11 protein-coding genes are annotated in these 12,377 nt (G+C 33.0%); 6 read left to right on the forward strand and 5 right to left on the reverse strand.

Translation table 11 applies throughout. The features are described 5' to 3' along the window. Positions 1–541: 541 nt before the first annotated feature. The 4 genes from GJV77_RS13915 to recF form a co-directional block, all read right to left on the reverse strand. The gene (locus GJV77_RS13915) at positions 542–1,117 is read right to left on the reverse strand and encodes an RNA polymerase sigma factor (RefSeq protein WP_155036941.1); all 576 of its coding nucleotides are present in this window, start codon (positions 1,115–1,117) and stop codon (positions 542–544) included. Next, positions 1,098–2,216 carry a glycosyltransferase gene (locus tag GJV77_RS13920; RefSeq protein WP_155036942.1) on the reverse strand — a complete coding sequence of 373 codons (1,119 nt, stop codon included), beginning with the start codon at positions 2,214–2,216 and terminating at the stop codon, positions 1,098–1,100. Before GJV77_RS13920 ends, GJV77_RS13915 begins: the two co-directional genes overlap by 20 nt. A 65-nt stretch (positions 2,217–2,281) precedes the next feature. Beyond that, positions 2,282–3,295 (reverse strand): UDP-N-acetylmuramate dehydrogenase, encoded by a 1,014-nt coding sequence (gene murB, locus GJV77_RS13925; protein ID WP_155036943.1) that lies wholly within the window; start codon positions 3,293–3,295, stop codon positions 2,282–2,284. A 13-nt stretch (positions 3,296–3,308) separates the two neighbouring features. After that, entirely contained in the window at positions 3,309–4,403 is a 1,095-nt protein-coding gene (gene recF, locus GJV77_RS13930) for a DNA replication/repair protein RecF (RefSeq protein ID WP_162521638.1), read from the reverse strand. 135 nt (positions 4,404–4,538) lie between these two features. On the opposite strand from recF, the gene GJV77_RS13935 reads away from it, so the two are divergent. The 6 genes from GJV77_RS13935 (at position 4,539) to GJV77_RS13960 (ending at position 10,965) form a co-directional block, all read left to right on the forward strand. Next, a complete protein-coding gene (locus tag GJV77_RS13935) occupies positions 4,539–5,324 on the forward strand; it encodes a tetratricopeptide repeat protein (protein WP_155036944.1) in 786 nt (261 codons plus the stop codon). Positions 5,325–5,326: 2 nt separating this feature from the next. After that, positions 5,327–5,821 carry a 6,7-dimethyl-8-ribityllumazine synthase gene (gene ribH, locus GJV77_RS13940; RefSeq protein ID WP_155036945.1) on the forward strand — a complete coding sequence of 165 codons (495 nt, stop codon included), beginning with the start codon at positions 5,327–5,329 and terminating at the stop codon, positions 5,819–5,821. 333 nt (positions 5,822–6,154) lie between these two features. After that, positions 6,155–8,314, forward strand: a complete 2,160-nt coding sequence (mutL, locus tag GJV77_RS13945) for a DNA mismatch repair endonuclease MutL (RefSeq protein ID WP_155036946.1) — start codon at positions 6,155–6,157, stop codon at positions 8,312–8,314. Further along, positions 8,314–9,066, forward strand: coding sequence for a rhomboid family intramembrane serine protease (locus GJV77_RS13950; protein ID WP_155036950.1), 753 nt, complete (start codon positions 8,314–8,316; stop codon positions 9,064–9,066). Before mutL ends, GJV77_RS13950 begins: the two co-directional genes overlap by 1 nt. Then, positions 9,066–9,920 (forward strand): rhomboid family intramembrane serine protease, encoded by an 855-nt coding sequence (locus GJV77_RS13955; RefSeq protein WP_155036947.1) that lies wholly within the window; start codon positions 9,066–9,068, stop codon positions 9,918–9,920. The genes GJV77_RS13950 and GJV77_RS13955 overlap by 1 nt, the downstream gene beginning before the upstream one ends. 4 nt (positions 9,921–9,924) lie before the next feature. Further along, entirely contained in the window at positions 9,925–10,965 is a 1,041-nt protein-coding gene (locus GJV77_RS13960) for an endonuclease/exonuclease/phosphatase family protein (protein ID WP_155036948.1), read from the forward strand. A 40-nt stretch (positions 10,966–11,005) separates the two neighbouring features. Here GJV77_RS13960 and GJV77_RS13965 read toward each other — a convergent pair whose 3' ends face one another. Continuing rightward, a complete protein-coding gene (locus tag GJV77_RS13965) occupies positions 11,006–12,307 on the reverse strand; it encodes a UDP-N-acetylmuramoyl-tripeptide--D-alanyl-D-alanine ligase (RefSeq protein ID WP_155036949.1) in 1,302 nt (433 codons plus the stop codon). Between the last annotated feature and the right edge of the window lie 70 nt (positions 12,308–12,377).

The raw sequence follows: 12,377 nt of genomic DNA on the forward strand, positions 1-12,377 counted from the left end.
ACATTTAGAGTGTAAAGCTATTTCAGGACGAGACACTATCTAATACTATTAGTTAGCATTGTTTTCTAAAACTAATCAGGTTGCTGCGACTAATACTCTCCTTACGGACATCTTTTTTCCATTCTTTCTTGACCTATACGTGCAGTATAGTTGCACTTTCCTTGCCAAGGATGTGCTTCTGGGGTAGCAAACTGCAGGAATACTGCACTTATAGCACAAGCTTGGCAACAAATACTGTTATTTAGAAATCTCTATGCGTAAAAACAAGGCACCTATTAAAAAAAGACTGTATCCCTATTCAGTATTATCCTATAAGTTTAATAGAAAAAAAAGTAGTTTTTCGAAAAATATAGAGGATTGTGTATTGATTTTTTAAAAAGTAATCATCTGGTGATTAGTTAGATAACTATCGTGTTATCTGCCGTTATCACAGCTAACGGATATACATAGCTATAAATAAAGATCTCTTTTTAAATACTAAGGGAAATCTATTTGATCATTGGTGAATATAAAAGTAGGTATAAAATAAAGGAGTATTTAATTATAGCGTGAAATTTTGATCAATTTGTTTAAGAATAATTTCTGCTAGCAGCTTTTTTGCACGCATAATTTTGACTTTGACATTGTTTAGAGGTTCATTCAGGGTTTCGGCGATTTCATTATATGATAACTCTTGAAAATATCTCAGTTCAATTACTTCTTGGTAATGTGGTTTAAGCAGTTTAATATAACTCTTGAAAATAGCTAAATTTTGTTCTTCGATTATATCGTCTTCGATGTTGTTTGAATCATCAACGATATTAGAATAGGTCGCTTGGTTTTCATCATTCATATCCAAGAATGATAACTTTTTTCTTTTTCGAATGAGATCAATATGTACATTTTTAGCTATACTGATTAACCATGTGTTAAAGGCATAAGCATCATTATAGGAATGAATGTTACTGAAAGCTTTAGAGAAAGTTTCTATAGTTATGTCTTCTGCATCAGCCTCATTGCTAATTCGCTTTAAAATGAAAAAATAGACTTCACTCCAATATAAGTCAAGTAAGCTTGTAAAAGCGGATTGATCGCCTTGAGCGGCTAATTTGATATAATCAGTAGTATTTTTTTTCAACTTTTTGTCGGCTAATAAAATGTGAGAAACTGTAGTAAGTACCCATAAAAATATGAATAATTTCTAATAAAGGAAGTGTCCAAACCAATTCTTTTGTATTGAATTGTTTAAAAGTCTTCCCGTAAAATATGTGGGCGATAATACATCTAAATAAGAATACACCTAGGACAATTTCCCATTGGTATAAAAAACTGATTAAAATGGTGAAACTTGTATAGAACAAAATTTTATTAAAGGTGAAGAAACGAATTTTTAATTGAGACAATAAGGATAGTCTTTTCAGTAGAAGGTCTTGTAGCTTCATTTCTTGTTTCCATTCAGAAAGTGTATTGTTACTTTGTCTAACTGTAAAGCTATCACTGTGAAAATTAACTGTAGTATTCTTTTTTGTTCCGATTTGATTGATAAAGTAGTATTCGTCACTAAAAGGGATTTTCATATAGCTAATAAACCCATTTACTTTGTAGAAAAGAGATTTGGTATAGGCTTGGTTACACGCATTTCCATAAAGGGGCTTTCCTGCGTTATTCCAGGCGTATAGATTAGCTGTTTTCATTACATTTTGGTAACGTATAAATTTGTTGATCAGCGACCTTTTTTTATTTGCAATTTCGGTATAGCCAATGACGATCTGCTTTTGAGATGAAAATAAAGCAGACATTTTATTGATCCAAAGACTATTTTCGGGTAAAGCATTTGGTTCTGAAAATAATAGGTGTTCGTATTTAGCTACTTTTATACCTAGCGTTAAAGCGTACTTTTTATTGCCCCAAAAAGCTTCGTTGTTAACTACATTAACTAATTTACAACGTGGATTTGCAGCTACGAAATCTTCTAAGATTTCTAGACTTTCATCTTCTGAAGCATTGTTGATAAAGACGATCTCGTACTCAGGATACGTTTGTGCAGTTAGCTTCTCCAAGAAAAGGGGAAGATTAGCTTCTTGATTCTTTACATAAACCAATACAGATACAGGTAAGTATTCATGTACTTTTTTTGTGATAGGAGAATGAAAAGCTACATTACCATTAATGAAAAAGAAGTAGATTAATTCTATAACTGTAAAAGCAATAAAGCAATAAAGTAGTAATGATAACATTAGTGTAGGTAATTATTAAAGGGACAAATGTACAATTAATCGGTATATCTTTTTTTGTTTTTTATCTAGAAGATATTGACTTCTGGCGTTATTGAAATACCAAATATTGCTTTAACTTGATCTTGAATGATTTGAGCTAATTTTTCGATTTGGTGTCCTTTTGCATTTCCATAGTTAATAAGAACTAATGCTTGTTTTTCATGGACACCAGTATCTCCCAAGCGATAACCTTTAAAACCAATTTGCTCAATTAACCAGCCTGCAGGTATTTTGACTGATTGTTCATTGACGGTATAATGCGGAATATTAGGATACTTTTTTTGCAGAGTGTTAAATTGTTCGATGTCAATAATTGGGTTTTTAAAGAAGCTACCACTATTACCTATTTCAGAAGGGTTTGGCAATTTGTTTTGTCTAATGCTAATTACGATCTTACTAATGTCTTGGATAGTAGGATTAGTGATGTTTTGCTGATCAAGCTCTTCTTGGATTGAGCCATACCCTGTTTTTAATACGTGCTCTTTTTTAGTTAGTTTGAATACTACAGATAAGACAATGTATTGATCTTTTGCAGCATTTTTGAATATACTCTCTCTGTAGCCAAATTGACAGTCTTCGTTAGAAAACGTTACGATATCTTGGTTAGCGATATTCATTGCAGTGCAGTAATCTAGGACATCTTTAATCTCTACACCATAAGCTCCAATGTTTTGGATAGGTGTAGTACCAACATTTCCTGGAATTAAGGATAAGTTTTCAACTCCACCATAATTGTTATCGATACACCACAAAACAAACTCATGCCAATTTTCGCCAGCTTGTGCTTCTATCCATACGTGGTTTTCGTCTTCATTGATAACTTTAATACCTTTTAGGTTAATTTTAAGTACTGTTTTTTCAATATCTTTTGTCAGTAGCATATTGCTTCCTCCTCCCATAATGAAAAGTTTTTGACTTGAATTTCCTTTAAGAATATCTTTTAAGGTGTTAGTATTTTCAATGTCAATGAAGTATTTGGCATTTACGTCAAGCCCAAAAGTGTTGTATGGTTTTAAAGAAATATTTTGTTGTATTTTCATAGCGAGGTGATATTTAGTTTGTTTCGTCTGAGATCTTAAAGATTTCAAATTCTTGTTGAATGCTGTTTAATAAATTTTCTGTACGATCCCCGTGGGTATCAGATATGAATATTTGTCCAAATGTATCTAAGTTGACTAGTTCTAGAATTTTTCGCACTCTGTTCTCGTCAAGTTTGTCGAAAATATCGTCGAATAAAAGGATTGGCGGGATACCTTTCTGTTTTTTTAGAAAGTCAAATTGCGCAAGTTTTAAGGCGATTAAAAAAGATTTCTGTTGTCCTTGTGAGCCAAATTTTTTGATAGGATGACCACTTAGCTCGAATAGTAAATCATCTTTGTGTATTCCGACAGATGTGTATTGAACGGCTCTGTCTTTAGGCAAGAACTCTTGAAATAATTCTTTCATTGTTTTTTCATTCAATTGAGAATCGTATTTCAAGTCTACGTCATCTAAATTATCAGTGATTAGCTGATGATATTTATTGAAAATAGGTACGAACTCTTGAATAAATTTTTTGCGCTTTTGATGTATTGGATCAGCAAGTACTTCAATTTGCTCGTTGTAAACTTCGAGTGTTTCTGCATCAAAGTAATTATTTTGAGCAAAACTTTTGAGTAGAGCGTTGCGTTGGGAAACGAGTTTTTGGTATTGAATTAATTGTTGCAAATATTGGCTATCCATTTGCGAAATTACACTATCAATAAATTTGCGTCTTGTTTCACTACCTTCGATAATCAAATCAGAATCAGAAGGTGAAATAATCACTAAAGGAATTAGTCCGAAGTGATCTGAAAAGCGATCATAGTTTTTACCATTTCTTTTCAAGATTTTCTTTTGTCCTTTTTTCAAACTACAAACAATGTGTTCTTCTTTTTCATCAAGCCAAAAGACTCCATCAATGACGAAGAAATCACAATGATGTTGAATGTTTTGTAAGGCTACAGGGTTAAAGTAACTGCGGCCATAGGCCATATAGTAGATGGCATCTAAAATATTCGTTTTTCCAACTCCGTTAAAACCTACAAAGCAATTGATACGTTGATTAAAATCAAAGGATTTATCTGTTATGTTTTTGAAGTTAAGGATGTTTATTTTTTTTAAATACACGTGATTATCAGGGATTTTAACGTTTTACAACCGTCTTGAGTAAAATTCGGTGCAAATTATCAAAAATATAGATAGAAAGCACTTTTATATTACAATAAAAATCCTATTTTTGCCTCTTATTAAACTATTATATACATGGCAACTTATAATAAAAGAGGTTATAAAGCTCCAAAACCAAAAGACGAAGAGACAGGAAATGAGTTTGATCAATATGCAAATGTAGAAGCTGGGGACAGTGCTACTGCTGAGGTATTTAACTCGTTAGATCAGAGTGCTAATCGCGTAGAAGGTTGGGTTGCTCGTAATTCAAAAGCGATTTTTGGTGTAGTTGGTGCAGTAGCTCTAGTTACTTTAGGATATGTAGGATATGGGAAGTTTGTCGTAGAACCTAAAAACGAAGAAGCTGCAGAACAATTAACTCAAGCACAAAGTTATTATGTTGAAGCATTAAATAATCCAACAGATAAAATTAAAAACTTTGAATTAGCATTAGAAGGAGGAGAAGGTAAGTTAGGTGCATTAGGAGTTATTGAAAATTATAAAGGGACTGATGCTGCTAATCTTGCTGAATACTATGCTGGGGTGGCTTATCTACAACAAAATAAATTCCAAGACGCAATCAATCACTTGAATAACTTCAAGTCGAAAGATGCTTTAATTAACGCGTTAGCTATTGGAGCAATCGGAGATGCTTTTTCTGAATTAGGTCAAAAAGAAGATGCATTGGATTATTACAAAAAAGCAGTAGCGTCAAACACTAATGATTTGACAACACCACGTTTTTTGAATAAAGCTGGGATTATTGCTTTGGAATTAGGTAAAAAAGAAGAGGCATTAAAATTCTTTACTGAGATTAAAAACAATTATATGGGATCACCTGAGTCAGCGGTGGTTGATGCAATGATTGGTAAAGCACAATAAAAATGGCTACAGCAAATAAAAATCTATCTGAATACGATAAGACTACTCTTCCAAATGGGAAAGACTTTAAAGTAGGTATTGTTGTTTCAGAATGGAATGATATCGTTACAAATGGTCTATATACAGGAGCACAAGAGGCTTTAATTGATTGTGGACTTTTAGCTGAAAATGTAATTCGTTGGAATGTTCCAGGAAGTTTTGAACTTGTTTATGGTGCTCGTAAGATGATTGAATCGATGGAAGATTTAGATGCAGTTATTGTAATCGGGTGTGTAGTTAAGGGGGAAACGATGCATTTTGAATTCGTTTGTGAAGGTGTAACACATGGTATTAAAGACTTAAACTTAATGGCTGATATTCCAGTGATTTTCTGTGTATTGACAGATAATAATATGGAGCAGTCATTGGCACGTAGTGGAGGTGTTCATGGTAATAAAGGAACTGAAGCTGCTATTGCTGCACTTAAAATGATTGAATTAAATAGAAAAGCTGAATAGTAAACTATTTATACGAGAGATAGTAAAAGGGATTCTTAATAGAATCCCTTTTTTTGTTCTATCTTTTTGTAAATTTTAGTTGTTGTTGTTTGTTTAGTATTAGCTGCTAAAAGTCTTAAAGCTCGATAAGCCTTAAGAGAGAAAGTATTTTGAAGACAGACTTTGTAGTTTGTTGATTGTAATTTTTTAGTTGGTGTTTTGAAGGTATTTGTCAGTATAGATTTTTGAATAAATTACGATTTTGGAATAGTAAAGGCGGCTATAATTACTTAAATTTGTAGCTTAAGTGGAATTTATCTAAGCGATTAGATTAAAAAGATAGGAGCTAAATAGATGTCAGATATTATTCGTTTACTACCCGATCACGTAGCGAATCAGATTGCAGCTGGAGAAGTGGTTCAAAGGCCTGCTTCTGTGGTTAAGGAGTTGGTAGAGAATTCTGTAGATGCAGGAGCAACGGAAATTAAGTTAGTTTTAAAGGAAGCTGGGAAAACACTTATTCAGGTTATTGATAATGGAAAGGGGATGACAGATACAGATGCACGAATGGCATTTGAGCGTCATGCAACCTCTAAGATTACATCGGCGGAAGATTTATTTGCATTACAAACAAAAGGGTTTCGAGGGGAAGCTTTAGCTTCAATAGCGGCAATTGCTCATGTAGAATTGAAAACGCGTACGGAAGCAGCTGAATTTGGAACACATATTGTCATAGAGGGAACCAAGCTTATTTCACAAGAAATGACAGTGGTACCTATTGGTACTTCCTTTTCTGTAAAGAATCTATTCTTTAATATTCCTGCTCGTCGTAATTTTTTGAAGTCAACTAATGTCGAGTTTAGAAATATAGTCGATGAGTTTGAGCGTATTGCATTAGTACATTGTAATATTCACTTTATTATGATACACAATGGCAATGAAGTATATAATTTACCTTCTACAAATCTAAGGCAGCGTATTGTAAATGTATTTGGAAGTCGTACTAACGAGAAATTAGTACCAATAAAGGAAAGTACGGAGATTGTCGAAGTTTCAGGATTTGTTGGAAAACCTGAGTTTGCTAAAAAGAGTCGAGGAGAGCAATTTTTCTTTGTCAACGATCGCTTTGTGAAGAGTGGGTATCTTCATCATGCAGTAATAGCAGCTTTTGAAGGTTTGCTTAAAGAGAGTACACACCCAACATATTTTATTTATTTAAAGGTACCAACGAATTCCATCGATATAAATATTCACCCGACTAAAACAGAGGTGAAGTTTGACGATGAACAGGCGCTATACAGTATATTGCGATCAACGATTAAGCATAGTTTGGGGCAGTTTAATGTTGCACCAGTACTTGACTTTCAGAGAGACTCTTCTTTTGATACCCCTTATAATTATGAAGGTACAGAAGCATCAACACCGACAATAGAGGTCGATCGTAATTTTAACCCTTTTTCAAGGGAGGAGGTTATATCATCTGATAAGTTTGAGTATAATCCTTTCGAAAATCCCTTTTTAAATACTGAGCAAAAGGAAGAGGAGCCAGCGATTATAGAATCTAAATTAACTAATTTGCCTCATGAAAATGAAGAAGTTGAGTTTGTAGATGTTGATACAGGAGAGATAATTTTAGAAAGTAAGCACTTTAACTCAGGTAGTCGTATAGAGGAAGAGGAGAGGGCTTCTACATTTGAAAGTAAGGTTAATTCAGATTGGAGTAATCCGCAGCCCTATAAGGATTTTTCTCCAAGTGTAAAGCAATCACCTTCTTCTAAGTCGAATAGTTTTACTCGCAAAAGTGATTTTTCGAAAGCAAGCGGACAAGATTGGAATAACCTATATGAAGGTTTACATGATTTAGGGCAAGATCTAGATGTATCTAATTTACAGTTTGAATCAGAAGTAGTAGAATCTACTTTGTTTACAAAAGATCAAGCAGGAGGTACAAATTCGAGAACATTTCAGATAAATCGTAAATATATAGTAAGTCCCATTAAGTCTGGACTAGTTGTAATTGATCAAGGACGGGCGCATCAACGTATTTTGTATGAGAAGTTTATGCAAGATATTACAGATCATCGAGCGTCTACTCAACAGCTGTTGTTTCCTTTAACTTTGTATTATGCGCCTTATGAAGTAGTTATTTTAAAGGAATTACAAGAATTACTTAAGCAAACTGGGTTTGGCTTTGAAAGTTTAGGTAGTGATCATGTTGTTATTTCAGGTTTACCAGTGAACGTAGCGGAGAGCGAAGCATCGATAGTATTAGAGGATCTGATAACCGATTTTCAAGAAGGAATCCCCAATACAAAATTTAGTCAAAGTGATCGAATAGCAAAGTCTTTGGCATATAGTTTGGCTGTAAAAACGGGAGTGACCTTGACCGAAGAAGAACAAGAAAATATTGTTAATACATTGTTTGGCTGTAAAGAGCCAGACGTTTCACCATTTAAGAAACCTACTTTTATCACGATGAAGGTAGAGGATATTGAAAAAAGATTTAGTTTATGATGAGAATTACAGATACCGTTAAGCATTTAATTATAGTTAATATAATTTTTTTCGTAGCTGCTAGTGTGTTAGTTCCAGCTATGAATCAAATATTGCCAATGTATTTTTTTGAGAATCCAAAGTTTTACTTTTGGCAACCCATCTCAAGTATGTTTATGCATGGGAGTATCATGCATATTTTCTTTAATTTGTTTGCACTTTTTTCGTTTGGAACTACTTTAGAAACTATGTGGGGAGGTAAGAAGTTTTTACTATTCTATTTGGTTTGTGGGTTAGGTGCAGCTGCACTACATACGGGAGTTAATTACTATGTAGTACATTCAGGAATGAATGTATTGGTTGATGCTGGTTTAGATCGAGGTAGTATAATAAGCTTATTACAAGAAGGGAAGTATAATCCAGGTTGGGCGACTATTATGGGACAAGAGCAAATGATGAGTATGCTATCGGCATATAATACACCTGTAGTAGGTGCATCAGGGGCAATTTATGGACTTTTGGTTGCTTTTGCATTTATGTTTCCAAATGCTGAACTAATGATGATGTTTATCCCTGTACCTGTTAAGGCAAAGTATTTTGTTCCAGGAATATTATTACTAGACTTATACGGTGGAGTAGCAGGAGGATTTAGTTTGTTTGGTGGTGGTGGAGGTATCGCTCATTTTGCTCACATAGGTGGAGCTGTTATGGGGTATTTACTAATGGTGTATTGGAAAAAGACGCAGTTTAATAAGAATCGTTGGGATTTATAATGGCAAATAATATTTTTAAAGATTTAAAGGAAAATTATACCCGAGGTGGGTATGCACAAAAACTTATATTTTGGAATATAGGAATTTCTGTTATTTTCTTTTTACTGCAAGGGTTGTTTCCTGCGGCATATAAGCATGTTTTTTATTGGGTTGCATTGACAGGTGATGTGCAAAGTGTTTTATTTAAGCCGTGGACATTATTGACGTATTCTTTTCTGCATGCTGGTATTGTACACTTATTGCTTAATATGATATTATTGTATTTTGTCAATCAGTTGTTTAGTTATTTTTTTAATCAAAAGCAATTCTTGACCACTTTCTTGTTAGGAGCAGTTGTAGGAGGTTTGTTTTTTTTATTGTTTGGATTAGGATTTTCTCATGCAGGCGATGTATTGGTAGGAGCTTCTGCTGCGGTCATCGCTCCTTTATTGGCGTTAGTTGTTTATAATCCATACATGCAAGTAAGATTAATGTTGATTGGAAATGTTAAAATATGGTATGTAGCCGCTTTTATTATTCTTATTGATATTTTGCAACTTGTAGGAACGAACAATGTTGGGGGGCATTTGGCACATTTAGGAGGAGCAAGTATCGGTGCGATTTATACAATATTACTTAAGCGTGGTACTGATTTAAGCTCTGTCTTTGATAAAAGTGTAAATTTGTTTAAACGAAATCAAGGTACTAAATTTAAGAATGTACACGTTAATAAGAATAAAAAGACAAAGGTTGACATACCAGATTTTGAAAAGCAAAAGCGAATTGATCTTATCTTGGATAAGATTAGTAAGTCTGGTTATGAAAGTCTAACAAAAGAGGAAAAGAGTTTTTTGTTTCAAGCTAATAATAAATAAAAATATGAGAAACCTTTCTTGGTTTAATAAAGGTATATTTCTGCTTAATGTTGTGTTAGCTATTACAACATTAGTTGGTTATTTTTTGCCTTTTTTAGCTCCCAAGTTGTTTCCTGTTTTAAGTGTTTTGACGCTTTTTTTACCCGGTTTATTAATCGCTAATATTTTCTTCCTTTTGTATTGGGGCTTTCAGTTTAAAAGACAAATATGGTTACCAATAATGATTTTACTATTGGGGATTACCTTTATTAATAAGTTTTATAAGTTCTCTCCAACAAATGAAGTAATCGAAGACGATGATTTAACTTTGTTAAGTTATAATGTACGTTTATTTAATTTGTTTAATTGGATTCCTTCTGATGATATACCAGAAACCATAAAGGAGTTTATTGATTTAAAGGATCCAGATATAGTTGCAATTCAGGAGTTTTCGAGTAATAATTCATTGAATTTTAAGCAGTATCCTTATAAGTATATTGTTTCTCAAGGGAACAAGGTAAAGACCGGACAAGCTATTTTTTCAAAATATAGAATTATAGACAAAGGACAGATCAAATTACCGAATGACTCGAACAACAATGTTATTTTCGTTGATATTTTATATAAAAAAGATACAATACGTGTTTACGGCATCCATTTACAATCATTCAGTGTTAGTCCTGATATACATGAAATGATTGATGAAGAGCACTCAAAAAGAGTTTTTAAGCGAATGTCGGAGGCTTTTGCAGAACAACAATTACAGTCTGAATTGATACGTTCACATATGCACGATGTTGCTTATCCGAAGATTATTTGTGGAGATATGAATAATAGTGCCTATTCTTACGTTTATCAAAATATTAAGGGAGAATTACAAGATGCTTTTATTGTTGCAGGAAAGGGTTTTGGTAGAACATTTGATTTTGATTACTTTCCAATGCGCATTGATTATATTTTTGTAGATAAACGATTAAAAGTTAAAGAGTTTAATACATATAATAATTTTTATAACTCAGATCATTTTCCTTTGATGACTCGATTAAGTCTAGTAGATAAAAAATAAAACCGGAATATTGTATTTCTCAATATTCCGGTTTTTATTTTTATTGAAGTAGTTCTAACACTCGTTCTAATGCCATTCCTCTTGAACCTTTAACTAATATAGATTGGTTTTGGAATGTATCGAGATTAGATTTTATATACTCTTGTAAGTTATCAAATGATTCAAAATAGAGTAGGTGATCTTTTTTTCTTTCTTCTTTTTGTTTGTAAAACTCTTTACCGACAAATATAGCTTTAATACCTGTATTGTCTTGTAAGCTTTCTACTATTTTATGATGTTCTTTAAGGCTTTCTTTTCCCAATTCAAACATGTCTCCTAAGATTAGTATCTTTGGTTGTGATGTTTGTAGCTGAATAAAGTTGCTAATAGCTACTTCCATACTACTAGGGTTAGCATTGTATGCGTCTAATAAAATATTAGAGTTATTTACCATTGTCCATTGAGAACGATTATTCGTTGGGATGTAGTTGCTTATTGCATTCTTCATATCTTCAGTAGATACGCCGAAGTATTTTCCTATAGCAATTGCTGATGCAATATTTGTGGCATTATAAATACCAGTCAAATTAGATTCAATTGTTACTCCCGATATAGATACAGTAGCATTTGGCTGAGCATTGTATAGGTCAAATTGAACATCTGCTTCTTGTTCTACAGCAAAAGTATATCTATCAAAGGTTAAGGTTTTAGCATCTTGTCTAGGATCATCAGCATTTACAAAAGCAGTTTTGTGGTAATCTTGTAGATAGTCATAAAGTTCACTCTTTGCTTTGATAACTCCTTCAAAGCCTCCAAACCCTTCTAGATGAGCTTTACCGAAATTAGTAATATACCCATAGTCAGGATCAGTTAATTCACATAAGAACGATATTTCTTCTTTGTGATTAGCTCCCATTTCAACTATACCAATATCAGTTTCATAATCAAAGGATAGTAAAGTTAGTGGGACGCCAATATGATTGTTAAGGTTTCCTTTAGTTGCTTTTACTTTGTATTTTGAAGAAAGAACTGTTGCAATCAGTTCTTTTGTCGTAGTCTTTCCGTTACTACCAGTTAAGGCAATAATTGGAAGTCCTATTTCTTTTCTGTGAAATTTAGCAAGTTGTTGAAGTGCACCGAGTACATTTGGAACATAAAGCATTTTTTTCTCATCAGTAATGAGTTTTTTATTGTCCATAATTACATAGGCAGCTCCTTTGTCTAAAGCTTCTTGTGCAAATTCATTTGCATCAAAATTCTCTCCTTTTAAAGCAAAAAATAATGAATTGGGATGAATGTTTCTAGTATCAATAGAAACGCCATCGCATTGTAAAAAACATTGATGTAGTTCAGCTATTTCCATACAGCAAAAGTATAAAAAAAAGCCCTAATATAATGAGGGCACTGAAAAAGTCCTAAAATAGTATCAGGGT

This window comes from Myroides pelagicus (assembly GCF_009711055.1).
Lineage (GTDB): Bacteria > Bacteroidota > Bacteroidia > Flavobacteriales > Flavobacteriaceae > Flavobacterium > Flavobacterium pelagicum.

What these genes read in the sequence shown, in the direction of transcription:
- GJV77_RS13920 (WP_155036942.1), bottom strand. Translation starts at nt 2,216, where the DNA reads ATGTTATCATTACTACTTTATTGCTTTATTGCTTTTACAGTTATAGAA.
- murB (WP_155036943.1), bottom strand. Translation starts at nt 3,295, where the DNA reads ATGAAAATACAACAAAATATTTCTTTAAAACCATACAACACTTTTGGG.
- GJV77_RS13935 (WP_155036944.1), top strand. Translation starts at nt 4,539, where the DNA reads ATGGCAACTTATAATAAAAGAGGTTATAAAGCTCCAAAACCAAAAGAC.
- ribH (WP_155036945.1), top strand. Translation starts at nt 5,327, where the DNA reads ATGGCTACAGCAAATAAAAATCTATCTGAATACGATAAGACTACTCTT.
- mutL (WP_155036946.1), top strand. Translation starts at nt 6,155, where the DNA reads ATGTCAGATATTATTCGTTTACTACCCGATCACGTAGCGAATCAGATT.
- GJV77_RS13950 (WP_155036950.1), top strand. Translation starts at nt 8,314, where the DNA reads ATGAGAATTACAGATACCGTTAAGCATTTAATTATAGTTAATATAATT.
- GJV77_RS13955 (WP_155036947.1), top strand. Translation starts at nt 9,066, where the DNA reads ATGGCAAATAATATTTTTAAAGATTTAAAGGAAAATTATACCCGAGGT.
- GJV77_RS13960 (WP_155036948.1), top strand. Translation starts at nt 9,925, where the DNA reads ATGAGAAACCTTTCTTGGTTTAATAAAGGTATATTTCTGCTTAATGTT.
- GJV77_RS13965 (WP_155036949.1), bottom strand. Translation starts at nt 12,307, where the DNA reads ATGGAAATAGCTGAACTACATCAATGTTTTTTACAATGCGATGGCGTT.